Here is a 23,253-nt window from a genome sequence, read left to right as displayed (position 1 = left end):
GGCCTCCGGGCGATGGGATGCGTGTCACCTCCCATCGCCCGGAGGTGGTCACCAACCTGCAAGCCCTTGATGTGCTCGGTGCCGGGCTTGCGCGCGGCCATCAGCTTCGGCAGCGCGCGCAAGCGCCGCCAGGATCGGCGAACCGGCCGCCGTGCAGCCCCACGCATCGTCCACCGACGAGCTCTCCAGCTCCCGCACGGTGGCCACCAGCGTGGCCACCCGCCGCTCACCCTGCAACTGCTTGATCTTCGCGGCCTTGGCATGCAGTCCATAAGAGGCCAGCTCGGCCAGCTTCACCGGCGCCACCGCCGACAGATCCACCACCCCGGCGCCCAGCCCCAGCACGTAGGAGGTGCGATCGAGCGCGTCGCTCATCCCTGTCCCCGACAGCTCGGTCACCGGCGTGCGCATCCATTCCAGCGTCGAGACCCGCTTGCCGTCCGGCACCTCCAGCGTGCCGATCAACTCCCGCCGCATGTGCGCCGGTACCCGGAGCCACCACCGCGGCGTTGATGTTCTCCAGGCCGGACTGCTGGACCTCCCGCACCAGCCGCGCCAGCGTCGAGATCCCCGGCAACAGAACCCGCTCCTCGATCAACCACAGCACCGCCCGATCGAACAGCTCCCGTCGCGAGTCCCGCGTCGCGGCCACCCGCCAGGCGACGAACGCCGTGACCTGCGCCTCGGCATCGGCGAAGTCCCGAAATCCCAGCAGGTCCCAGATCTCCCACGCGTGCTCATAGTGGGTCTGCAGCCGCTCCCTGTACTCCTTCAAGCACGACGGATCATCGACACCCAGTTGCTCGCCGCGTACTCGGCCACCACACGCGGCACGTCCACCGGGTCCTCCAGGAACGTGCCGAGTATCCGCACCGTCCGCCACTGCACCGCGAAGCCCAGCCGATTGTGCCGCCGACGCTTCTGACGCGCGGTCTCCAACGCGGCCGCATCCAGGAAGAAGAACAAGCGCTCCAAGTAGCCCTGCCAAGGAGATCGGGCCGGGGCGGCGATCGGGACGACAAGACCGCCCGCCCTGTCTTCACCACACAGAGACAGTTCGCCAACCGACACCAACACCTCAGTGATCAAGCGGCCAGTTCGACGTCGGTGAAGTCCACCTCCTTCAGCAGGGGGTCGAACGGATCCGCCTGCTGACGGAGCTCGTCGGTGGCGTACGCGCCGAAGCGGCTGATGTGGGCCCGCAGGTAGGGAGCGATCTGGCCGAGCTGATCGGCGGTGATACTCCAGCCCTCGGCCACCAGCTGCCGCACGATGTCGGAGATGTCCAGCGCGTTGTGGAAGACGACCAGGTTGGCCAGCAGGGTGTTGAACTTGATCAGTTTCTCCTGCTCTTCGGGGTCGTTGTCGGCCAGCACCCCGCCGAACCCGAGCCACTTGGAGAATCCGTTGTAGGACTCGACCTTGTTGGCCGCCGCGGTGACCCGCGCCCGCAGCGCCGGATCGGCCAGATACCGCAACAAGGCGACGGTGCGCACGCTGCGGCCGACCTCGCGGAAGGCCTTGTAGATGCGGTTCTTGCGGGAGTTGGACCGCAGGCGCCGCATCAGCGTGGCCGAGGACAGGCGGCCCTCGCTGATGGAGATCGCCACCTGCATCAGGTCGATCCAGTGCTTGTCGATCAGCTTCCAGTCGATCACGTTGCGGCCGCTCTCCCCGAACAGCTGGTCGATGTGCGGGTAGACGATCTTCTCAGAGGCGCGGAAGAAGATCAGGTCCTTGAAGTTGCGGATGCGCGGCATCAGGTCGAACCCGAACAAGGTCGCCAGGGCGAAGACCGGGAAGTTCTGGCCTTGGGTGTCGGCGTGCACGGTGGAGGGCTGGATGTCGGAGGTGTTGGCCAGCAGCCCTTCGATGAGGTGCACCGCCTCCCACACCCCGCACGGGATGAACCGGGAGAACAGCGCCACGTAGGTGTCGGAGATGTAGTGGTAGGCGATGCCGCCGAATCCTCCGTACCGGATGCTGGTCTCGGCCAGCAGGTTGTCGATGTAGGTGTCCACCTGGGTGCCGTCGGCGGCCACCGTGCTGCCGTCCTCCCAGGCCTTGACCACGTCCAGCTCGGCGAAGGCGTTGACCACATCGGCGATCGCGGCGTTCAGTTTCTTCAGGGTGATGTGCCGGTTGCGGACCATGGACAGCTCGCGGGCGGTGACGCCGGCGATGTGCTTGGCCGCCTCGTACGGGCCGATGTTGATGCCGCCGGTGAACACTGCCAGTGAGTACCGCCCCAGCTTGTCCTTGATCTTGGGGTCGGAGCCGGAGGCGGGGCCGAAGTGGCGATACCAGGTGAGCCAGTGGGCGGTGCGCGCGACGATGGACAGCAGCGAGCGTTCGGGCATCCGCCGTTCGATCGCGGCCGTCAGCCGTTCGGCCTCCGCATCGCTGCCCTTACCGCGGCGGCGCTTCAGGGTGGGCACACCACCCTCGTCGATGACCAGGTCGGCGTTGTCGAGGTAGCCGGCGTCCAGGTGCGCGGCCGCGCTCAGGTGGGCGTCCTTGAGGTGGGCGACGAAGCCGGCGGGGGTGTCGGGCAGGCCGACCTTCTCGCAGAAGGCGGCCAGCTTCGGCTGGCATTCTTCCCAGGGCAGCAGGTGGGCACCCCAGTCGGCGTACTCGTTCGAGCCGAGCACGGCCACGTCACCGGTACGCGGTTCCTCTGCCAGGTAGCCGCAGCTTGCCCGCCAGCTCGAACAGCGCCGGCCGGTCCTTCTTGAAGAACCGGTACACCAGCAGCTCGTGCGCCTCGCCGTGGAAGGCGGCCACCTCCTCGATGTCGGCCAGCTACGCGGCGAACCCGCCGGCCTGCTCCACCGCCGCCCGCACCGCCTGCACGCTGTGGGTCTGCACCACGAGCGCCGACAGCATCTCGCCCAGCGCCTGGACCTGCCCGGCGTTACCGGCGCACGAGGTCACCGCCTCCATGGCCCGCGCCACCGCCTCGACTCCGGCGGCCGAGGCCTCGCTGCCGGGGTCGAGACGTTCCAGCACCTGACGGTAGGTGCCGATCAGCCGCTCGCTGGTCGCGCGCTGGCGGGCGCGAATCTCCTCAAGCTCCGCCTTGGCCCGCTTGACGTGGGAGGCCATCCGCTTGCACAACATCTCGGCCAGGTCGTCGCGGGCCCGCATCCGGGCGGTGTGCGTCAGACAGGCCAGCAACGCCACCTGCTTGACTGGGTCGTAGCGCGACAAGGTGTTGGCGTCCTGGGCGTCGGCCTCACCGGCGAAGTCGGTGGCTCCGGGCAGCAGGGCGGTCACGCTCACGCCGTGCTCCTTCAGTTCCTCACGCAGGCCTTCGGCTAGGTGAAGGCGCGGGAGGGCCCGTAGACGGTCTCGTACGGCGTGGGCAGGGATGAGGCGATCAGGATCCTTCCGTTGCGGTTGGCGGCCATGTGCCGGGCCACGTGCTTGGCCAGGTGGACGACCGAGGCGATGTTCAGGGAGATCAGGTCCAGTTCGTCGTCCAGGTCGGTGTCGAGGAAGGCGCGCCGATGCTGCGGCCGGTGGCCACCAGGTCGTAGCCGTCGCGGGCGAACAACCGAGCCAGTTCGTAGCCGATCCCGGCCGACGCGCCGGTCACCAGCGCCAGCGGTCGGCCGGACGAGCGGGGCGTGGTGGCGCTCACGATGTACTCCTTCGGGCGTTCGCGGTACAGCCTTAGGAACCCACTTCCCCCGCAGGTCAGGGCCATTCTTCCGGGAATCCGGCGACGTGACGGAGACCTCCCGCCGGCCGGCGGCCTGGTCGGCATCCAGCGCGTAGTCCGCGACGCCTCCGTGCGGGTCGTCCGGGTGGCGGGGCTCGGCCTCCTCGCAGTCCTCGAAGTACCGGCCGCTGACCCCGTCGAGCAGGGGCGAGGCGGCGACCAGCACGGAGGTGGCCGTCCCGCGCCACGCGCTGCCCGGCGGCCGGGTCCCCGCGGCGCCGGCGCAGCGGAAAGGAGCCCGGCTGCCGGGTGACCGCGGTGACCCGATGCCCGGCCGCGAGTGCCTGGCCGGTGAACAGGCGGCCGGTCGGACCGTTGGCTCCGAAGACTGTGATGAACATGACGGCTGTCCTTCCTTGGTTACGACAGCATCAGGTCGGCGCGTATGGTCAGTTCGTGGGCCGGCGGGCCTGGTTCGCCTCGCGAACCACCGCCCAGGCGTCCGCCACCGGGCCCAGGTGCCGCAGCTTGTCGGGGTTGAGCACCGCGCGGATCGTCTGGATCTGCCCGTCGAGGGTGTCGAGCGCCAGGATGTTGACGACGTTGCCGTCCCGGTCGCGGAAGATGGCGCCCGGCCGGCCGTTCACCTCGTGCGGCTCCACGACGCCGCCGATCCGGGCGAACGGCGCGACGATCGCGGCCAGCGTCCGGGCCACGTTCGCGGCGCCGAAGACGCCCTTGCCCCACAGCGGGGCCTTGCCTCCGCTGTCGCCGATCATCTGTACGTCGGCGGCGAGCAGCTTCCGCAGGCCGTCGACGTCCCCTTCCCGGAAAGCGTCGAAGAATCGCTCGGCGAGCGCCGCTCGCTCCCGTCGATCGGCCGCGAACCGGGCGCGGCCCGCGTCCATGTGGCGGCGCGCCCGCACGGCGAGCTGGCGGCAGGCCGCCTCCGACCTGCCCACCGCCGAGGCGACCTCCCCGAAGCCGAACCCGAACACCTCCCGCAGCACGAAGACCGCCCGTTCGAGCGGGCTGAGCCGCTCCAGCAGCAACAGGGCCGCCATCGATACGGAGTCGGCCAGCTCCGCCGACCGCTCCGGATCCTCGTACGGGTCGGCGAGCAGCGGCTCGGGGAACCACTGCCCGGCGTACTCCTCCCGCCGGACGCGTGCCGAGCGCAGCACGTCGATCGCGATCCGGGACACCGTGGCCGACAGGAACGCCTTGGTCGAGGCGGGTCGCGTCGGGGATGCCTCGTAGCGCAGCCAGGTCTCCTGGACCGCGTCCTCGGCCTCGCTCACGCTGCCCAGAATCCGGTAGGCGATGGAGAACAGCAGCGGCCGCAGCTCCACGAACTCCTCCGCGCGCGTCACGCCAGCTCCTCCTTGAAGCCCTGCCGCCAGGAGGGATAGCGCAGCCGCCAGCCCAGCTCCCGCTTGGCCTTGGCGTTGGAGAAGCCGCGCCCCTGGGTCATCATCGCCACCGCCGTACTCCCGGCCAGTGGCCGCGCGAGCCACACCGGGACCCGCATCGGCGGCTTCGCCCCCGCGCACGCCGCCAGGTAGGGCAGCCACTCGCGGGCCGGGGCCGGCTCGTCGTCGACGATGTTGAACACGCCCTTCACCTTGCGCTCCACGGCCAGGAGCGTGGCGCTCGCCGCGTCGTCGAGATGCACCCATGAGCTGTGGCCGGCGCCGTTCCCGACGACCGGGTACTGCCGCTTGCGCACGAGCTCGACCTGATCATCGGTGGCGCCCGGCCCGTAGAACGCGCCGTAGCGCAGGACCGCGCCGCCGGCCTTGACGACCACGTCCTCAAGGTGGCGGATCGCCGCCGCCCCCTTGCCCGTGCTCGTCGGGTCCAGCGGCTCCTCCTCGGTCTTCACCCATCCGCCCTCGCGGATGCCGTTCCAGGAGCCATAGCTCTGCGCGACGAAGTGGGACACGCCGGTCGCTTCGGCGGCGGCCAGCAGGTGGTCCGTCCCCTCGGTGCGCAGCCGGTTGGTGGTGGCGAACCAGCGGTCGAAGTGTTTGATATCCGGCTTGCCGGAGATGGCGGTCATCTGGTGCACGATCACGTCCGGCCGGGCCTGGGCCACCGCCTCACCGACCGACATCGCATCCAGCCCGGCCATTACGACCGCCTCGGCGCCCAGCCGCTCCAGCAGGCCCCGCTTGGCCGTGCTCGTCGTCGTCGCCGTCACCTCGTGGCCACGCGCCACCAGCTGCGGCACCAGCCGCCGCCCCAACACCCCGGCCCCGCCCGCCACGAACACCCGCATGACCATCACCTTCCGGATCCCAGAGCTTGTCTTCGGAACCCGAGACGAGACAGCCCGCCCATCTGTGACATGCCGCCTAGGACGTGCGCAACCGGCCGGCCCGGGACTCCAGGTAGCGCTGCTCGGCGATGCTGGCCGTGGACTTCGCGGCGAGCCGGAAGTGCTCGTACGCCCCCGCCGTGTCGCCCGCCTTCTCCAGCAGATGCGCCCGTACGGACAGCAACCGGTGATGCCCGGCCATCCGCTCGTCACTGTCCAATGTGGCCAGCAGGGCCAGCCCGGCCTGCGGGCCCTCGGTCTCGGCGAGCGCGATGGCCCGGTTGAGGGTGACCATCGGGTTGGGCGCGATCCGTTCCAGGACCAGATACAGCGCGTGCACCTGAGCCCAGTCGGTCGCCGCGGCCGTGTCCGCGTCGTCGTGCGTGGCGGCGATGGCGGCCTGCAACTGGTAGGGCCCCAGCGCCGGGCCGGCCAGTGACGCCTTGACCAGCTCGGTGCCCTCGTCGATCAGCGCGCGGTCCCACTTCGTACGGTCCTGCTCGTCCAGCGGCACCAGGTCGCCGGTCGCCGTCGTACGTGCCTCCCGGCGGGCGTCGGTCAGCAGCATCAGGGCGAGCAGCCCGGTCACCTCGTCGTCCTCGGGCAGCTGCGCGTGCACCCTCCTGGCCAGCCGGATCGCCTCGTGCGCGAGGTCGGTGCGGTGCAACTCGCTGCCCGAGGAGGCGGTGTAACCTTCGTTGAAGATCAGGTAGAGCACGTGCAGGACGACCCGCAGCCGCTCCTCGCGCTCCGCGCCTTCCGGCAGGCTGAACGAGCTGCCGGCCGCCTTGATGCGCTGTTTGGCCCGGCTGATCCTGGCCGCCATCGTGGCCTCCGGCACCAGGAACGCACGGGCGATCTCAGCGGTCGTCAGGCCGCCGACCGCACGCAGCGTCAGGGCGGTCTGGGAGGCCGCGGTCAGCGTCGGATGGCAGCACAGGAACAGCAGGACGAGCGTGTCGTCGGTGTCCGGCACGTCCTCGGGCACCACCTCGGTGGCTGTCGCCGACTCCCGTTCGCGGCGCGCGTGGTCGCTGCGCATCTGGTCGATGAGCCGCCGGGACGCGACGGTCATCAGCCAGCCGCGCGGGTTTTCCGGCAGCCCTTCGGCCGGCCACTGCACGGTGGCGGCGAGGACGGCCTCCTGCAGGGCGTCCTCGCACGCCTCGAACTGCCCGTTCCGCCGTACCAACATGCCGAGGACCTGCGGCGTGAGCTCACGCAGCAGGTCCTCGATGGCCGATGTCGTCATGCCTCCAATTGTCCGTCAGCGAACATCACCTGCCGCACCTCTACCCCCAGACCCTCGATCGCGGTGTCCGGGATCTGCGTCGCCAGCTCGATCGCCCGCTCCTTGTTCTCGCAGTCGATCAGGTAGAAGCCGCCCAGATACTCCTTCGCCTCCAGGAAAGGGCCGTCGGTCACGACCGGCTGGCCGTTGCGTACGGACACCACGGCAGCCTGCGACGGGTCGACCAGCGCCTGGGTGGTGATCAGCTCGCCGGACTTCTTCAGCGCCTCGATGAACGCGCCGTGGCCGTCGCCGATCGCCGCCTTCTCCGCGTCGGTCAGCGCGTCCAGCACGGCCGGGTTGATGTGCATGCTGATCAGGAACTTCATCTCGTACTCCTTGTGGTCGCGAGCCCCGGCCGGGGCCCTTCGACCGGTTGGTCGGAGCCGCCGCCGTCGTCTTGACATCCCCCCGCCAAAACTTACCCGCGAGTTTTTCACTGGCGCGCGACCGCGGCGATGTCAAGAAGCTCGCGACCGCTCCGACCACCCGGCGAAACGTCGACCGAACAATCAGGGAGTTTCGGATATGCGAGTCAACCGGGCGTGGCTGGGATTGATCGTCCTGGTGCTGCCGACCTTGCTCGTCGCGATGGACATGACGGCGCTGCTCCTCGCGCTCCCACAGCTGAGCGCCGGACTGGGCGCCACCAACGTCCAGCAACTGTGGATCAGTGACAGCTATGGATTCATGGTGGCCGGCCTGGTCATCACGATGGGAACGCTCGGCGACCGGATCGGCCGCCGCCGGCTGCTGATGATCGGGGGAGCGGCGTTCGCGGTGCTGTCGGTCGTCGCCGCCTTCTCGGTCAGCCCGCTGATGCTGATCGTCGCGCGTGCGCTGCTGGGTGTCGCCGGCGCGACCCTGATGCCGTCCACACTCGCCTTGATCACCAACATGTTCCACGATCAACGGCAGCGCGGGCAGGCCATCGCGATCTGGGCGACCTGCCAGTTCACCGGCGGCGCGCTCGGGCCCGTGCTCGCCGGATTCCTGCTTCAGCACTTCTGGTGGGGATCGGTGTTCCTGGTCGCCGTGCCGGCGATGGCGTTGCTGCTGCTCGCCGGGCCGGTCCTGCTGCCAGAGTTCCGTACCGACCGGGCCGGCCGGCTGGACCTGACCAGCGTGGGGCTCTCGCTCGTGGCGGTGCTGTTGATGGTGTACGGGATCAAGCAGCTGCCGGTCGAGAGCATGCCGGTCGTCCCGGCGGTGGCCCTCGTCGTCGGCGCGGCCATCGGAGTGCTGTTCGTCCGCCGGCAGCTGCGGCTGGAGACGCCGCTGCTGGACCTGCGGCTGCTCCGCAACCGCCCGTTCACGGCCGTACTCATCGCGCTGGTCTTCGCCGGCATCGCCATGGCCGGTACGGGCCTGCTGGTGACCCAGTACCTGCAGAGCGTGCTGGGCTTCTCGCCGGTCGCGTCGGCGCTGCTGTTCGCGCCCATGGGCCTGGGCACGGCGGTCGGCACCATGGCCGCGCCCGCGCTGGCCCGGCGGATGAAGCAGCCGACCGCCATCGCCGGCGGGCTGGTGGTGTCAGCGCTGGGCAGCCTGCTGCTGGTCGGCGTCGGCGGGGCGAGCGCCCTGCCGCTGGTGATGATCGGCATCACCGTGCTGGCGCTGGGCACCGGTCCGCTGTTCGCGCTGGGCACGGGGCTGGTCGTCGGGGCCGTACCGCCGGAGCGCGCCGGATCGGCGGCGTCGATGTCGGAGACCAGTAACTACTTCGGCGGTTCGCTCGGCTTCGCGCTGCTCGGCGTGGTGGCCGCGGCGGTCTACCGCGGCCGGATGGACGGCACGTCCGACTCGCTGGCGGGCGCGGTCGCCGCCAGCCGGCACCTGCCCGCCGGCCAGGGCGCGGAACTGCTGCACGCCGCGCGGGAGGCGTTCACTACCTGCGTGCACGTCACCGGCGTCATCGCCGCGGTCATCTTCGCCGGGCTGGCCGTACTGATGCTGACCATGCGCCCGGCGCCCCGGACCACCCCGGCCGCACTTCCCGATTACCAGGCGGCTCGCCCGTAGCGGTAGTTCGTCCCACGAAGTTTGTTAGCCTGGGCCGGTGAGTAAAGATGTCGACGGCCAGATCGGGACGGTGGCCGCACTCGTACGGTCTACCTTTCTGGTGAATGCCGTGTACGCGAATTCCGCCCGCGAGTATGGCCTCACCCAGCAGCAGGGCCAGTTGTTGTGCGTCTTGATGCCGCAGCCGTACGGCATGAGCGAACTGGGCGCGATGCTCGGCCTGGCCAAGTCGAGCCTGACCGGCCTGGTGGACCGCAGCGAACGCAACGGCCTGGTCCAACGCCGGCCCGACCCGCAGGACTCCCGCGCGGTACGGGTGGCGCTCACCCCACGGGGCGCCAAGCTGGTCGATGAGTTCTACGCCGAGACCTGCCGCCGCGTCGAGGAGCTGACCTCGGGGTTCGCCCCGGCCGAACGCGACACGCTCGCCGCGCTGCTCGGCCGGATCGTGGCGGACAACAAGGTGCCCACCGTCTTCGTGGAACCGGATCGCCCGCGCTGAACCCCTGCGGGGGAGTTGCAGTTCGTACTGCGAACTAATATGGTTCGTAGTACGAACTCAACTCGCCGCGGCCCATCAGGGCGCGCTGACGATCATTCGCAGAGAAAGGCGGAACGTTGTCCGCACATAACGTCGTCTTCGGTTTTGGCGCGCATTCCAGCATTGACGACATGCCTGAGCTGTTGCGCATGGTCCAGCAGGCCGACCAGGACGGGCTGGACATCTTCACCTTGTCCGACCATCCCTACATAGGCGAGCGTCTGGACGCCTATGCCGCGCTCGGCTTCATCCTCGGGCGTACGCGGCACATCGCCGGCTTCGCCAACGTCACCAACCTGCCGACCCGGCCGCCCGCCATGCTGGCCAGGACGGTGACGTCGCTGTCGGCACTGTCGGACGGCCGGATCGTGCTCGGCATGGGCGCGGGCGGGCTGTGGGACCGCATCGCCGACATGGGAGTGCCGCGGCTGACGCCCGGCGCGGCCGTGGACGCCTTCGAAGAGGCGATCGTCCTGGTCAAGCTGCTGTCGGGCGGCGGCCCGCCGGTCACCTACGAGGGCAACCACTACCAGGTGCACCAGATCGAGCCCGCTCCCGTCGCCGCGCCGCCCGTGTGGACCGGCTCGGTCGGCGCGAAGTCCCTGGCCGCCACCGGCCGGGTGGCCGACGGCTGGATCCCCGGCCACGCGGCCGACTGGCTCAGCGAACGCTACCGAACCTCCCGGCCGATCATCGACGAGGCGGCGGCATCCGTGGGCCGCGATCCGAGCGAGATCCGTACGGTCTTCAACTTCCCCGGACGCATCACCGACCGGCCGCTGCCCGCCACCCGCGACCGCGACGGCCGCTGGCTCGGCGGCTCCGTCGGCCAGTGGGTCGAGGAGCTGACCGGAGCCGTGCTGGAGCACGGCGCGTCGGGCTTCACGCTCTTCTCCGACGGCCACGGCGCCGTTGACCTCACCGTCCTGGCCCGCTGGGCACAGGAGATCGTCCCGGCCGTCCGCGAGGCGATCGCGAAGTAGCGCGACGTCGGCCGCATACCGCTCGCCGGGTTCACGTACGCCGAGTCCGACCACCTCCACGTCCTCGCGGGAATCGCGCCGAGCCGTTCCGGAATGCACCGGCGCGACGTCCGCCCGAGCATCCTCCCGCTCCTCGAGCGGCTGCCGCAGACGGCCGCTTTCCGACGCCACGGAGTTCCGGCACCAAGGCCGTCGTCGGGGAGATCACCGTTGACTGCGACGCGCTCGGTCGGGGAGTCCGTTCCGCTGATCAAATCTTGGACGTGGCGAGCGCGGGCCACCGACTAGCCTCAGCCTCTCCCCGAAGGCGCGTCCCTGGTACTCAAGCTCGCTTTTGGCAACCGCGACCCGAAACGGTTCCACGAGCCGATCGAAGCCCACATCTCACTTGGAGCGCTGATCCCCGCCTCGGCACCGCAAGACCTGCCGCTTTTCCGGCACAACGCCATGCTGTGCGGACCTGGCACCTCCCCATCGAGGTGCGGCAACCTGACTGGGCTCCGGCGGTGCCGTCGTGGCGCCCTCAGGGGTCCCGGTAGCAATGCAGAAATTTTCCACGAAGTTGCGTCTGACCCGCGATAACGCAGGAGCCGCCGACTGGCGTCTCGGTATGATCACGGTTTTGGATCATGGCCAAGGACAGTTCGCGGCTCGGGTACCGGCCAGGGACTACGGCCGTTGCTTCGCATCGTCGGCAAGCAATCCCTCGAACGGCAACTCGACGCGCTCGCCTCGGCGGGGATCCCTGTCGAGCGGATCTACATGGACAAGAAGACTGGCACCACCATCGACCGCGATGGCTTGAGCCGACTACGCGCCTTCCTGCTGCTAGCCCTGTTCGCCGAGATGGAACGCACCTTCACCGCCGAACGCGCGGCTCACGCCCGTGCCGTGGCCGAGGCCAGCGGCCGTCAGATTGGCCAGCCGGTGGCCCACCCGGAAGACAAGATCGAATACGCGCGGCTACTGAAGGCCCAGGGTGACTCCCTCGGCATCATCGCCACCAAGACCGGCATCCCCAAGACCTCTCTTCACCGCTACCTCGCCGCCACTGACAACGGCGATGAGCCGGTCGGACGCTGACAAGCACCAACGCCAACCGATACCAAGGGCAACCGGGGGTGAAGGATGAGCCCACGGCCGGATGTGTCTCGCATGACATGGAACTGGTAGACCGACCGTCCCGTATTTGGCGAGCTGGTCGCTGCGGTAGGCGCGCGCCTGCAGCTCCTCGATGCGGCCCGCCCCTGCCAGCGCCTCAGCCAGCTTCCAGGCGTCCCCGTCGCTGTGGCGGTCTTCAGGCGTGCCCGTCCGCCTGTTGATACAGAGGTCAACCCAAAGATCATCTTGCAGTCAAAGGCATCATCAGCGGCGGCCCACTGATCAGTCCAGCGGTTGACGGCGGTGGGCCGGTTGTGCGGTCTGTCTATCGCCCCGGTTCGCCAGGGGCTGGGGCCGCGGCTGGAGTGGAGGTGTGGGGAGCCTTACCGGCCGACTTCATCGGTTTCTGGCGGTAGGGCCTGCTCGGAACGCGGTCGCCTGGCCGCGAGTGTGGTGAGCAGGGTCAGCATGGCGGCGGTGGCCGGGGTGCGCAGTCGCGGCGGGTCCGCCGCTGCCAGGACGTGGCGCCGGGGCAGTTCCGGGTCGGTGGCGCGTAGCGTCAGGTCGGGGCGGACCGCGGCCGCGGCGAGGGTGGACATGATGGTGATGCCCAGCCCGGCGGCGACCAGGGCCTGCTTGCCGGTCCAGTCGTCGCAGGTGAAGCCGATGCGCGGTGGGCCTCCGAGGGCCTCGGCGAGGGGGTGCAGCGGCCCGAGGCAGTCGGGGTGCGCGCCTTCGATCCAGGTCTCGTCCCGCAGTTCCCGGAGGGGCACGGTGGACCGGCGGGCCAGCGGATGCCGCGACGGCAGAGCCACTCGGTGCTCCTCCTCGAGCAGGGGGACCAGGTCGATCTCGTCGCCGATCTCGTCCCAGTCGGTGACCAGCGCCAGGTCGAGATCGCCGGTCCGGATCGCCTCGGCGCCGGCCTGGATCAAGCTGACCTCGATGCCCGGGTACGCCGCCCGGAACCTGCGGATCGCCTCCGGGACGAACGCGGTGTTGGCGGACGGGAACGCCGACATCCGGACGCGGCCGGTCTGCAGTGCGGTGAAAGCGCTCATCCGGGCCTTCAACCCGTCCAGCCGGTCGAGGATCTCCCGCGCCTCCTCGATCGCCGCGTCCCCGGCGGCCGTCGCCGTGACCCCGCGCGGGACCCGCCGGAACAGATCGACGCCCAGCTCTCGCTCCAACGAGGCGATCTGCCGGGACACGGCGGGTTGCGTCATGACCAGCTCCTGTGCGGCGCCCGAGAACGAGCCTTGCTCCGCGACCTGCACCAGCACTCGCAATGACCACGCTTCAGGCATGCACTGAACGTATACCAGATCTGCAAAGCCTGCAGTTGTCCTTATGGCTTTCGTGGTCGACCGTAGAGCGCATGGAGTTCATCGACGACAACCTTCCACCCGCTCCAGCTCGGATCCTGGACGCCGGCTGCGGCAACGGCGAACTCGCCGACCGCCTGAGGCGCGCAGGCCATCACGTCACCGCGATCGACATCGATCCGGCCCTGGAGGGGCCGTCGATTTGCGTCGCCGACATCTGCACCTACCAGGACGACCCCTTCGACGTGGTCGTCTTCTCGCTCTCCCTCCACCACGTCCACTCTCTGGAGATGGCCCTGGACCGGGCCGCCGCTCTGCTCAAGCCCGGGGGAACGCTTCTGGTGGACGAGTTCGCCTACGAGCGCGCCGACGCGGCCATCGCCGACACCTACTTCGGCGTTGCGGGGTCGCTGGCCCGCTGGCGCGAGCACCACCGCGACCTCCACACGGGCGCAACGATGATCGACGCCATCACGCGCCGCTTCAACGTCGACACCCTCAGCCGGGTCCCCTACCTCCACCGCTACCTGGAGAACAACGCGCTCTATGACAGCGAGTCGGTGCTCGGCTTCCAGCTCATCGCCACCAGCAAGGAGTCAGTCATGCCGGTCATCAGGACCACCCGCTACACCGCCACCGTCGACCTCGCCGAACTGCTCACCCGGCGCGCCGCGCTGATCAACCGAATCCGGGCCGACCACCCCGAGCTCACCGAAACCCGGCTGACCCGGCTCCAAGACGGGACCTACCAGGACATCTGGCACTGGTCGAGCATCCAGGACCTGGAAAATGTCATGGCCATCGCCCCGAGCTGGCCGGAGGCCGGGGCGGCGTTCGCCGTCACCACGGACGCCACCGCTGAGACCGCCGAGATCATCGACGAACGCTAATGCCGCGTCGGGCAACGTTCGCCCGGTCCGGGCTGCAGCGGATCGGACGGCGGCTTTCTGTCCGGGGCAAGGTTCGAGGCCGCCGGGAATGCTGGTTCGGCGCGCGACGAAGCCCATCAGGGGTCGGCCAGGCGGCGCGAGTGGGTTGAGCCGGTCCGGCACGGTGACGGGACTGGCCGGGCTCGGTCCTGGCCGGTGTTCCGTTTCCGGCGGGTTGGTCCGACCATGCGAGTGCTTGTGCAGAAGACTCCGGAAATCCGTGCAGTCGACTTCGGAAATCGACACCTCATGGAACAGGATCGGGGCGGGAACGCCCTGGACGGTCGGACGCCGGGCCGCTGTTTCGTAGGTGAACGCTTATGAAACACATGCCACCGAACATCAGGCCCGCTACCGGGTCCTGCACGAAGAACTCGATGCCGTCCAGGGTTGAGCATCTGCGCCCAGCTGCCGTCGCCCTCGCCGCTGCCGGTGTGCGCCGAGCCGAGCGAGTTACGAGATTTCCCGGGGGGTTCCATCGGCTGCGGACCGTTCGATGGCGGCAAGGAGCCGGTGGTGGCGCAGGGCGGTCTCGAAACTGGGGTGTGGCTGCCGGTCTTCGGTGATGGCCTGGGCGACCTCCCGGTAGAGGGCCGCGATGTTGGCCGGCGGGCCGGACCGGACGCTGGCGGGGACGGTGCGGTAGGTGTCGGGCATGGCTAGGACGTCGTCTCCGATTCTGATGTCCCAGTCGCCCCAGTGGATGAACGTCCCGCGCTGGGCCGGGGTGGCGGTCAATGTTCCGTCGCTGCCGACGAGCTTGAGCAGGAACGCGTCCTGGATGGGTCCGTTGCCACCGTGCACGGCGACGGATGCGGTGGCGCCGCTGGTCAGCAACCCGTGTAGCAGCACGTGGCTGGGTGTGGCGTTGGGCACGGTCCGCTCCGTCCCGTCGACCAGCACGCGATCGTGCGTGCGGGGCAGTCGTGCCGAGACCTCGGCCAGCGGGCCCGCGACCCGTTCGAGGGTGGCCAGGAAGTGGCCGGCCATGATGGTCAGGATGTTGGTTCCCTCTGAGGGGTCGAGGCCGAACACCAGGTTCGGCCAGATTCGACTGCCGCCCCAGGGGGCGCCCTCCGCCACCAGCGCGACCGATTCGAGCGTGCCGATCCGGCCAGCGGCCAGCAGGTCGGCGGCGAAGCGGGCGCTCGGCGAGTGGTGCCCCTGGAGGACGACCGCGTGGACGACGCCTGCGGCGGTGGCGGCGTGGGTCAGCTCGGTCGCCTCGTCGGCGTCGACACCCAACGGCCACTCGGACACGACGTGCTTGCCGGCCTTGAGCGCGGCCCTGATCACGGCGGCATGCCCGGAGGCCTTCACCGAGACGACGACCAGGTCGACATCGGGGTGCGCGGCGAGCTCGCCCGCGTCGGCGAAGGCGTGCCGCACGCCATGGGCGGCGGCCGCCCGGTCCGCGCTGGCCTGGTTGGTGGTCGCGACCGCGGTCACCTCGAACTCCTCAAGCGCGGCCAGCGCGGGTAGGTGCGAGCCGTCCGCCCAACCGCTGGCCCCGACAACTCCGACTCGGATCATGCGTCACTCCTTAGTTGTGTACCTTTCGGTATGAAACTAGGGCAGCGTGACGCTCTCCGGCAAGAGGTAACGTACCGAGAGGTATAAAATTCGGGAGAGAGCATGGAGGACGGCATGCCCGGCGGACGCCCACGCTCGTTCGATGCAGACGCCGCACTCGACCGCGCGCTGGAGGTGTTCTGGCGGCACGGCTACGAGGGCACCTCGCTGTCCGACCTGACCGCCGCGATGGGCATCAACAAGCCCAGCCTCTATGCCGCCTTCGGCAACAAGGAGGAACTGTTCGGCAAGGTCCTGGCCCGCTACCTCGACGGCCCCGGCGGCTACACCGCCGACGCGCTGGACGCGCCCACCGGCCGCGAGGTCGTCGAGCGGCTGATCCACGGAGCGGTGGACCTGACCGCGGGCGAGAACACGCCCCACGGCTGCCTGTGCGTCAACAGCGTGCACGCCTGCGGACCCGACGCGCACACCGTACGCCAGGACGCCATCGCGGTGCGCAAAGCCGGTGAGGCGGCGCTGCGCAGGCGGCTGGAGCAGGCCACCGATCTGCCCTCCCGCTACGAACCGGCCGCCCTGGCCGCACTCATTCACACGATCTCCGACGGCATCGCCGTCCAGGCGGCAGCCGGCCGCAGCCACAACGAGCTGCGGCAGATCGGTGACTTGGCGCTGCGCACCCTGCTGGACTGAAAGCCCTCAGACCACCGCCGTATCGCGCCCCAAGGACCCTTACCGGGCACGTAGAACGATCAGTCCCGCAAGGCGGACCACCCGGCGCCTTGAGCGGGACATTCGTTCGGCTGCCACATCAGCCTCGAAACGCGGGAACCCCCGGACGCATCGGAACGAAAGTCACGCCAGCGTCAATGCAGGCGACCGCCTACCGTGACTTTTCGTTTCGATGCTGGTTGACCCCTTACTCCACCCGCGGCGTACGCGCGATGCTCACCCGCTACGCCCAGAGCGCCGGACTGACCCTCACCATGCCGCCGCACCGGCTGGGGCACTTCCTGTTCGCCTGGCTCAAGACCCAAGGCATCGACGCCCTCATCCAGCCCTACAGCGGCCACGACTCCCGCACCAGCCTGGACATCTACCGCCGCCTGGCCCTGACTGGAGCCGGAGCCCTCCTGGGCGCCGAGACCGCCCACGCCACCGTCCCACCCGCGCCCACGTGCGGCGGGATGACGGCAGCCGCCGCCTCCGCGGCCGGCTACACCGTCTACGAGGGGCAGTCGGTGGTGAACGGCACGAGCGGCGACGACTGGATCTACGGCACCGCGCTCGCCGACACCCTCTACGGCGCCGCCGGCGACGACAACGCGGACACCCTCTATGGCGACGAGACCAGCAGCGGCAGCGGCGCGGCCGGGGACGGCCCCGACACCCTGCTCGGCGGCAACGGCTCCGACACCCTGTACGGCAACGGCGGCAGGGACACGCTGCGCGGCGAGGCCAACCCATCGACCGGCGGCGACGGGGGCGACGGCGGGAACGGCACCGACACCTGCACCACCCTGGAGGGCTCGCCGCTCGCCCCCACGAGCGGCAGCCCCATCAGCTGCCCGTAGCGGCCGTGGCGAGACCGTCGCCCCACCGAAAACCGGCCCCCGCGACCGCCGCGGGGGCCATCCCACGCGGTCTGACACGAAAGCCCGACTTACCGCTACGTGGCGATTCTGAGACGTTACCCAAAGTTACTTGAGGGCTGGTCGCTCCGACCCGAGCGGGGAGCCACGCGAGCGGGCTTGCGCGGTCGACCTGTGCAACCTGGCGGCTGGCATGGTCGAAGGTGCCGGCGGACATCGTGACGACAAGGCCCGCCGGCGTGTGGTCGCCTCCTGCCGGCACGAGACCACGATGATGGCGTTGGGCTCGATCTGTGCCGTCGCCGAGACCAGCGCCCAGGTACTCATCGAGCACCTGGCCGTCATCGACGCCGAACCCGCGGCTGACTCCGATCATCGGACCGACGACGCGGCCACCTCCCCGATCGCCGATGAGGATCTGCAGGATGCGGCTGCGGGACTGCGGGGTCTGCGGGCCGTGGTCGTCCTGGTACGGGGTGAGCGGAACCGTGCTCCCGCCAGGTCGCGGCCGCTCGGGCATAGCCGGACGATGCGGGGAGCGCGGCGATCGGTTTGCGCTTCTGCTTCAGCGGTAGCGGGGCGGTGGCTAGTCAGACATGATGTGACGAATGACCACTGTGCGCATGATTGCGGATCAAGAGCCCGTTGAGATCGTCATTGCGGATGAGACCGATCTCTCCGGGATCGTCGACATCTTGAACGACGTGGCGGCAAGCTCGATCGCAACCTTCGATACCCGACCGACCAGCGTGGCCGAGCGGCGCGCCTGGTTCGAGCAGTTCTCCTCGACAGGCCCCTACCGGCTGCTGGTCGCTCGGCGTCACGGTCGGATAGTCGGCTACGCCTGCAGTCAGCCCTACCGGAATCACGAGGCGTTCCGGGACACTGTTGAGCTCAGCGTTTCTCTCGACGCTGGTTGCCGAAGCCGGGGCGTGGGAACGTCGCTGTATCGAGCCCTATTCGAAAGCATCGCCGACGAGCCGATCCACGCCATCGTCGTGGGAATCGCCATGCCAAACGACGCGTCGGTCGCCCTCCATCGCAAGTTCGGCTTCACAGAAGTCGGTACTTTCCGCGAGTACGCCACCAAGAACGGCCAGTACATCAGTTCGCTGTGGATGCAGCGACTCCGCTGACCGTCGACTGCCCGCGTCTCAAAGGATGACTTCGCGAAGTACACGCTGGTCGGCCGGACTGCCGAGTACCACCGCAAGCAGATCCGTGAGGCCCTGGGATTTAGGCCGTCGACGGTCGCGGATGAGAAGGTGCTGGCTGAGTGGCTGGCCGTGGAGGTCTGTCCGGTCGAGCTGGTGGAGGACCGGCAGCGCGATGCCCTGCTGGTCGAGTGCCGGGCCCGGAAGATCGAGCCGCCGGGCCGGACCCGGGTCGAGAAGGTACTTGTCGCGGCGCGCGGCAAGTGGGAGAGGACGTTCTGCGCCCGCACGATCGGCCGCCTCGGCGAGGCGGGCACGGCTCGGCTGCTGTCCCTGGTGGCCGAGGACAACGAGGCGGGTACCGCGCTGCTGGCCGCGCTCAAGCGCGACCCGGGCGCGGTCGGTCTGGACTCCCTGCTGACGGAGATCACCAAGCTCAACGACGCGCGCAAGCTCGGGCTGCCCGACGGGCTGTTCACGGACTGTTCGGAGAAGCTGGTGGCCGCCTGGCGGGCACGGGCGATCAAGATGTACCCCTCGGACTTCCGCGACACGAGCGAGGACGTACGGATCACCCTGCTCGCGGCGCTGTGCTCGTCCCGGCAGGCGGAGATCACCGACGCCCTGGTCCACAAGATCAACGCCCGTGCCGAGCGTCGGGTGGAGAAGCAGCTCACTGCCGAGTTGAAGAAGGTCCGCGGCAAGGAGGGCATCCTCTTCAAGCTGGTGACGGCCGCCGTCGACAAGCCCGACGAGGTCGTACGCCGGGCGCTGTTCCCGGTGGCCGGGGAGAAGACGCTGCGCGAGCTGGTGGCCGAGGCGAAGGCGAACGAGAAGGTCTTCTAGGCCAAGGTCCGCACCACCCTGCGCTCCTCCTACAGCTCGTACTACCGGCAGATGCTGCCGCCGCTGCTGAACACGCTGGGCTTCAAGTGCAACAACACCGCGTATCGGCCGGTGATGGACGCGATGAGGCTGCTGAAGAAGTACGCCGATGTCGACGGCAAGACTCGTTTCTACGACGCCGGTGACGAAGCGCCCATGGACGGCGTGGTGCGCAAGGACTGGCGCGAGGCGGTCGTCGCGGAGGACGACCTGCCCGGTGACTTCGAGGCCACCCGAGTCGTGCACTACGCCGCGATCCGGTAGCCGCTGAACCCGAAGGCGTTTATCGCAGATCTGAAGAAGCGCATGACCGCGGGCCTGGACCAGCTGTCCGGCGCGCTCGCGGACGGCTCGGCGGGCGGCGTGAAGGTCACTAGTCGCAAGGGCGAGCGTGGATCACCATCGAGCGTGACGTCCTCCAGCGCCGCCTGCTGCTGGCCTTCTTCGCCCTGGGCACGAACATGGGCATCCGGGCGATTGCGGCGACCGGCGAGCACGGCGAGGGCGAGGCCGCATTGCGGCATGTGCGTCGGCACTTCATCACTGTCGACAACCTGAGGGCCGCCGTCACCAGGCTGGTGAACGCCACCTTCGCCGCCCGCGCCACCGCATGGTGGGGTCGCGGCACCGCGTGCGCGTCGGACTCGAAGAAGTTCGGGTCCTGGTCCTCGAACTTCATGACCGAATACCACGCTCGCTACGGCGGCAACGGCGTGATGATCTACTGGGACGTCGAGCGCAAGAAGGTCTGCATCTACTCCCAGCTCAAGAGCTGTTCGTCGTCCGAGGTCGCGGCGATGATCGAGGGCCTGCTGCGGCGCTGCACGGACGCCGAGATCGAGTCGAACTACGTCGACACGCACGGCGCGAGCGTGGTTGGGTTCGCCTTCACCGAGCTGCTCGAATTCCGGCTGCTGCCCCGGTTGAAGAACATCGGCAGCATCCGCTTGTACCGCCTTGACGACACCCCGCCCGGCTGGCCGGCCCTCGGCTCCTCACTGACCCGCCCGATCCGCTGGGACCTGATCGAGCAGCAGTAGACCAGATGGTCAAGTACGCCACTGCTCTCCGGCTCGGGACGGCGGAGGCCGAGCAGGTCCTGCGGTGCATGCCGCCCGATATGGGACAGCAGGCACGACGGCCGAACGGCGGCGCACATGCCGCGGACGGGTTCGGTTACGCGACGACGCTGGGAAGGAGCCGGTCCAGGTCGGACAGGGGACGCCGGGAGATCTCGTGCGCCTCGTCGGCGGGGATGCCGAAGGTGCGCAGGAGGTCTTCGGTGATCTGGTCGGTGGCCTGGGCGTCGTCGCGGTCCGGCTGGGTGTGCAGGAGTTGGCCGAGGCACAAGGCGGTGCCCGCGGCGATGGTGAAGGCGAGTTCGGGGTCGCCGACGGTGAAGCGGCCGGCTTGGACGCCGGCCTGGATGTCGCGTCGCACGCGTGGGGCGATGCCGTGTTCTGAGGTGGCGATGGCCAGGCCGGTGTTGAGGAGGACCTTGCTGAGCTGGGGCTGGCGGCGGTGCAGGCGGCCGGTGAGCCGAAAGCTGAAGGCGAAGACTTCGGCGGGGTCGTCCATATCGCGGGTCAGTTCGTCCAGCGCGGCGCCGTGTCGGCCGAGGGCGTCTTCGACGGCGGCTCGGAAGAGTTCGTCCTTGCTGGAGAAGTGGTTGTAGAAGGAGCCCATGCCGACGTCGGCGGCCTGGGTGAGGTCGAGGATCGCCGTGTTGGTTCTGCCGTCGGCGATGAAGGTCTGGGCTGCGCGGATGAGCGCGGCGCGGGTGCGCGCCTTGCGCCGGTCCAGGCGGCTCGGTGCGGGGTCGGCCATCTGTATGTCTCCTTGGGCGGTGGTGCGCGTTCCACTGTAGTAGAGACCGTCAACAGTGACGGATTCCTCACTTCTGTTTTGACAATTCATTACATGACTGACGGTAGTGTCCATAAATGACGAAATCGTCAGAAAGGAGAAGTCCTTGCCTATCGCTCAGCCCGCGCCCGGGCTCCGTCCCGTTCGGTCCCCGCGCGGGATCCCGATCCTCGGCCACACGCCCCAGATTCCCGGCACCAATCCAGTCGCCTACTTCGGCGAGCTGTCCAAGCAGTTCCCCGAGGGCCTCTTCAGCATGGACATCGCCGGCCAGAACAACGTCTTCGTCTACGACCCTGACCTGGTGGCGGAGGTCTGCGACGAGACCCGCTTCGGCAAGCCGATCCTCCCGCCGCTGAGCCACGTCCGGGACTACGCCGGCGCGGGCCTGTTCACCGCCCATGACGATGAGGAGGTCTGGGGCATGGCGCACCGGATCCTCATGCCGGCCTTCAGCCAGCGGGCCATGAAGAGCTACTTCGGGCAGATGCTGGAGATCGCCCAGAACCTGGTGGGCAAGTGGGAGCGCAGGCAGGGACGGCTGGTCAAGGTGACCGACGACTACACCCGGCTGACGCTGGACACCATCGCCCTGTCGGGGTTCGGCTACCGGTCCGACTCCTTCCGCGACGAGGAACTGCACCCCTTTCTCACGGCGCTGCTGCACGCGCTGGTGGAGTCGATGCGGCGCTCGCAGGAGCTTCCGGTGATGACCAAGCTCCGCAAAACCCGCGACAAGACGTACCGCGAAAACATCCAGCTGATGCGCGAGCTGGTCGAGACCGTGATCAAGGAGCGCCGTCAGGGGAGGATCATCGAGGTCAAGGCCGCCGGCGTGTGCCTGTCGGACCTCCACCTGATCGACGGAACCCTCGTCCCCCTGTACCCCAATGCCCGCGACGCCGTCACCATCGGCCACGAGGTCTCCGGTGTCATCCACGCCCTCGGCCCCGGCCTCCGGCGTGGCCTGACCGTAGGCACCCGCGTCATCCTGGAGGCCGGACAGAGCTGCGAGCAGTGCGCGGACTGCGCGCGCCGCCGCCCCTGCACCCAGGTCCACACCCGGGGCATCGACTACGACGGTGGCTGGGCCCAGTACGCCATCGCCCGCGAGGACACCCTCGTCCCCATCCCCGACGAGCTGCCGTTCGACCAGGCCGCGATCATCCCTGACGCGGTCTCCACCTCCTACGCCGCCGTCGTGGCCACCGCCGGGGTGCGCCCCGCGCAGGCCGTGGGCGTGTGGGGCGTGGGCGGAGTGGGCGCGCACAGCCTCCGCGTCTCCCGCCTGGTCGGAGCCGCCCCGATCATCGCCGTCGACCCCATGCCCGGCGCCGGGGAACGCGCTCTGGGCTTCGGAGCCGACATCGCGCTCGACCCGGCCGCCGAGGACTTCGCCGACCAGGTACGTGCGGCCACCGCCGGCCGCGGCCTGGACTTCGCCTTCGACTGCGCCGGCGTGGCCGCCGTCCGCGAGCAGGCCGCCGCGGTGCTCGGCCTCAACGGAGCCCTCATCCTGGTCGGCATCACCCCCAAGCCGCTCACCCTCAGCGAAGGCCTGACCTTCAACTACATGGGCAAGCAGATACGCGGCCACTACGGCGGCACCCCCGAGTCCGTCTCCGAGCTGGTGCGGCTGGCCTCCAACGGCCGGCTCGACCTGGCTCCCTCCATCTCCGACCACATCCCGCTCGCTGACGCCGCCGAGGCGATCCACCGGCTGGAGCACAAGATCGGCGACCCGATCCGACTCATCCTCGTTCCCTGACGGCAGAGGACGACCGGCCCGCACACGTGTGGGGGCGGGCCTCGTCCTTTGTCACTTTTCCGAGCGCCCGAAGAGAAACGACAGCGACATGACCAACCCCGATTCCTCAACCGCCCCGGACATATATGAAAGCGGTACTGCACCTGGACGATGCGCGGTGTGCGGCAGCAGCTTGCCGGTGAATATGCCCGCCAACAGCCCCGATTTCGCCGATCCTGATCGAGACAAAGGATCGACCGCCATCACGTGTCCAACATCTCGGCATGGCTGCGAGGATCC

General features: G+C 69.2%; 25 protein-coding genes and 2 pseudogenes. 12 read left to right on the top strand and 15 right to left on the bottom strand.

Annotation, left to right across the window (positions count from 1 at the left end; translation table 11 throughout):
• Positions 1-48 precede the first annotated feature (48 nt).
• The 10 genes and pseudogenes from AB0B64_RS41700 to AB0B64_RS41655 all read right to left on the bottom strand — a co-directional run bounded on the left by AB0B64_RS41700 (position 49) and on the right by AB0B64_RS41655 (position 7,604).
• Positions 49-465, bottom strand: coding sequence for a hypothetical protein (locus AB0B64_RS41700; protein WP_357955473.1), 417 nt, complete (start codon positions 463-465; stop codon positions 49-51).
• Positions 466-595: 130 nt separating this feature from the next.
• Positions 596-1,071, bottom strand: a pseudogene (locus AB0B64_RS41695) (DUF4158 domain-containing protein); the annotation flags it as partial.
• Positions 1,072-1,085: 14 nt separating this feature from the next.
• Positions 1,086-2,651 (bottom strand): transposase, encoded by a 1,566-nt coding sequence (locus AB0B64_RS41690; protein WP_358185057.1) that lies wholly within the window; start codon positions 2,649-2,651, stop codon positions 1,086-1,088.
• A 7-nt stretch (positions 2,652-2,658) separates the two neighbouring features.
• A complete protein-coding gene (locus tag AB0B64_RS41685; RefSeq protein WP_358185054.1) occupies positions 2,659-2,784 on the bottom strand; it encodes a hypothetical protein in 126 nt (41 codons plus the stop codon).
• 18 nt (positions 2,785-2,802) lie between these two features.
• Positions 2,803-3,282 carry a hypothetical protein gene (locus AB0B64_RS41680; RefSeq protein WP_358185051.1) on the bottom strand — a complete coding sequence of 160 codons (480 nt, stop codon included), beginning with the start codon at positions 3,280-3,282 and terminating at the stop codon, positions 2,803-2,805.
• 35 nt (positions 3,283-3,317) lie between these two features.
• Positions 3,318-3,890: a hypothetical protein gene (locus AB0B64_RS41675; RefSeq protein WP_358185048.1), complete on the bottom strand. Its 573-nt coding sequence runs from the start codon at positions 3,888-3,890 to the stop codon at positions 3,318-3,320.
• A gap of 223 nt (positions 3,891-4,113) precedes the next feature.
• The gene (locus AB0B64_RS41670) at positions 4,114-5,037 is read right to left on the bottom strand and encodes an RNA polymerase sigma-70 factor (protein WP_357955216.1); all 924 of its coding nucleotides are present in this window, start codon (positions 5,035-5,037) and stop codon (positions 4,114-4,116) included.
• Positions 5,034-5,945 (bottom strand): NAD(P)-dependent oxidoreductase, encoded by a 912-nt coding sequence (locus AB0B64_RS41665; RefSeq protein ID WP_357955214.1) that lies wholly within the window; start codon positions 5,943-5,945, stop codon positions 5,034-5,036. Before AB0B64_RS41665 ends, AB0B64_RS41670 begins: the two co-directional genes overlap by 4 nt.
• A 76-nt stretch (positions 5,946-6,021) precedes the next feature.
• A complete protein-coding gene (locus AB0B64_RS41660; protein ID WP_358185045.1) occupies positions 6,022-7,236 on the bottom strand; it encodes a DUF6596 domain-containing protein in 1,215 nt (404 codons plus the stop codon).
• Positions 7,233-7,604, bottom strand: coding sequence for a YciI family protein (locus AB0B64_RS41655; RefSeq protein ID WP_357955210.1), 372 nt, complete (start codon positions 7,602-7,604; stop codon positions 7,233-7,235). The genes AB0B64_RS41660 and AB0B64_RS41655 overlap by 4 nt, the downstream gene beginning before the upstream one ends.
• Before the next feature lie 199 nt (positions 7,605-7,803).
• Between AB0B64_RS41655 and AB0B64_RS41650 the strand changes: the two genes are divergently transcribed.
• From AB0B64_RS41650 to AB0B64_RS41635, 4 genes are all read left to right on the top strand, one after another.
• A complete protein-coding gene (locus AB0B64_RS41650; protein ID WP_357955209.1) occupies positions 7,804-9,297 on the top strand; it encodes an MFS transporter in 1,494 nt (497 codons plus the stop codon).
• 37 nt (positions 9,298-9,334) lie between these two features.
• Complete coding sequence (locus tag AB0B64_RS41645) at positions 9,335-9,799, top strand: MarR family transcriptional regulator (RefSeq protein ID WP_357955208.1); 465 nt, start codon at positions 9,335-9,337, stop codon at positions 9,797-9,799.
• A gap of 116 nt (positions 9,800-9,915) precedes the next feature.
• The gene (locus AB0B64_RS41640; RefSeq protein ID WP_357955207.1) at positions 9,916-10,821 is read left to right on the top strand and encodes an LLM class flavin-dependent oxidoreductase; all 906 of its coding nucleotides are present in this window, start codon (positions 9,916-9,918) and stop codon (positions 10,819-10,821) included.
• 678 nt (positions 10,822-11,499) lie between these two features.
• Positions 11,500-11,904, top strand: coding sequence for a hypothetical protein (locus AB0B64_RS41635; protein WP_358185041.1), 405 nt, complete (start codon positions 11,500-11,502; stop codon positions 11,902-11,904).
• Between the two features lie 401 nt (positions 11,905-12,305).
• Here AB0B64_RS41635 and AB0B64_RS41630 read toward each other — a convergent pair whose 3' ends face one another.
• Positions 12,306-13,229 (bottom strand): LysR family transcriptional regulator, encoded by a 924-nt coding sequence (locus tag AB0B64_RS41630; RefSeq protein WP_357955203.1) that lies wholly within the window; start codon positions 13,227-13,229, stop codon positions 12,306-12,308.
• Between the two features lie 71 nt (positions 13,230-13,300).
• Here AB0B64_RS41630 and AB0B64_RS41625 point away from each other — a divergent pair, with 71 nt between their 5' ends.
• Positions 13,301-14,137, top strand: a complete 837-nt coding sequence (locus AB0B64_RS41625) for a class I SAM-dependent methyltransferase (RefSeq protein ID WP_358185038.1) — start codon at positions 13,301-13,303, stop codon at positions 14,135-14,137.
• Positions 14,138-14,629: 492 nt separating this feature from the next.
• Here the strand turns inward: AB0B64_RS41625 and AB0B64_RS41620 are convergent, their stop codons facing one another.
• Positions 14,630-15,709: a Gfo/Idh/MocA family oxidoreductase gene (locus AB0B64_RS41620; protein ID WP_358185036.1), complete on the bottom strand. Its 1,080-nt coding sequence runs from the start codon at positions 15,707-15,709 to the stop codon at positions 14,630-14,632.
• Positions 15,710-15,811: 102 nt separating this feature from the next.
• Between AB0B64_RS41620 and AB0B64_RS41615 the strand changes: the two genes are divergently transcribed.
• The 5 genes and pseudogenes from AB0B64_RS41615 (at position 15,812) to AB0B64_RS41595 (ending at position 19,604) form a co-directional block, all read left to right on the top strand.
• Positions 15,812-16,402 carry a TetR/AcrR family transcriptional regulator gene (locus AB0B64_RS41615; protein WP_357955197.1) on the top strand — a complete coding sequence of 197 codons (591 nt, stop codon included), beginning with the start codon at positions 15,812-15,814 and terminating at the stop codon, positions 16,400-16,402.
• A gap of 218 nt (positions 16,403-16,620) precedes the next feature.
• Positions 16,621-17,283, top strand: coding sequence for a hypothetical protein (locus AB0B64_RS41610; protein WP_358185033.1), 663 nt, complete (start codon positions 16,621-16,623; stop codon positions 17,281-17,283).
• Between the two features lie 626 nt (positions 17,284-17,909).
• Entirely contained in the window at positions 17,910-18,437 is a 528-nt protein-coding gene (locus AB0B64_RS41605; protein WP_357955191.1) for an N-acetyltransferase family protein, read from the top strand.
• Positions 18,438-18,464: 27 nt separating this feature from the next.
• Positions 18,465-19,301, top strand: a pseudogene (locus tag AB0B64_RS41600) (DUF4158 domain-containing protein); the annotation flags it as partial.
• Between the two features lie 51 nt (positions 19,302-19,352).
• Positions 19,353-19,604, top strand: a complete 252-nt coding sequence (locus AB0B64_RS41595; RefSeq protein ID WP_357955189.1) for a hypothetical protein — start codon at positions 19,353-19,355, stop codon at positions 19,602-19,604.
• Here AB0B64_RS41595 and AB0B64_RS41590 read toward each other — a convergent pair.
• Complete coding sequence (locus AB0B64_RS41590; protein WP_358185271.1) at positions 19,586-19,876, bottom strand: hypothetical protein; 291 nt, start codon at positions 19,874-19,876, stop codon at positions 19,586-19,588. The two genes, AB0B64_RS41595 and AB0B64_RS41590, sit on opposite strands and share 19 nt — an antisense overlap.
• On the opposite strand from AB0B64_RS41590, the gene AB0B64_RS41585 reads away from it, so the two are divergent.
• Entirely contained in the window at positions 19,802-20,380 is a 579-nt protein-coding gene (locus AB0B64_RS41585) for a Tn3 family transposase (protein WP_358185030.1), read from the top strand. The genes AB0B64_RS41590 and AB0B64_RS41585 overlap by 75 nt on opposite strands.
• Before the next feature lie 136 nt (positions 20,381-20,516).
• On the opposite strand, the gene AB0B64_RS41580 is transcribed toward AB0B64_RS41585, so the two are convergent.
• A complete protein-coding gene (locus AB0B64_RS41580) occupies positions 20,517-21,167 on the bottom strand; it encodes a TetR/AcrR family transcriptional regulator (RefSeq protein ID WP_357955185.1) in 651 nt (216 codons plus the stop codon).
• Positions 21,168-21,312: 145 nt separating this feature from the next.
• Between AB0B64_RS41580 and AB0B64_RS41575 the strand changes: the two genes are divergently transcribed.
• Entirely contained in the window at positions 21,313-22,974 is a 1,662-nt protein-coding gene (locus tag AB0B64_RS41575; protein WP_358185026.1) for a cytochrome P450, read from the top strand.
• 51 nt (positions 22,975-23,025) lie between these two features.
• Here the strand turns inward: AB0B64_RS41575 and AB0B64_RS41570 are convergent, their stop codons facing one another.
• Positions 23,026-23,220, bottom strand: coding sequence for a hypothetical protein (locus tag AB0B64_RS41570; RefSeq protein WP_357955178.1), 195 nt, complete (start codon positions 23,218-23,220; stop codon positions 23,026-23,028).
• Positions 23,221-23,253: the final 33 nt, after the last annotated feature.

The organism is Nonomuraea sp. NPDC049129, from assembly GCF_040648495.1.
Taxonomy (GTDB): Bacteria; Actinomycetota; Actinomycetes; order Streptosporangiales; family Streptosporangiaceae; genus Nonomuraea.
Note: the sequence above shows the minus strand (reverse complement) of the source record. Positions and strands in the feature narration are given on the sequence as shown.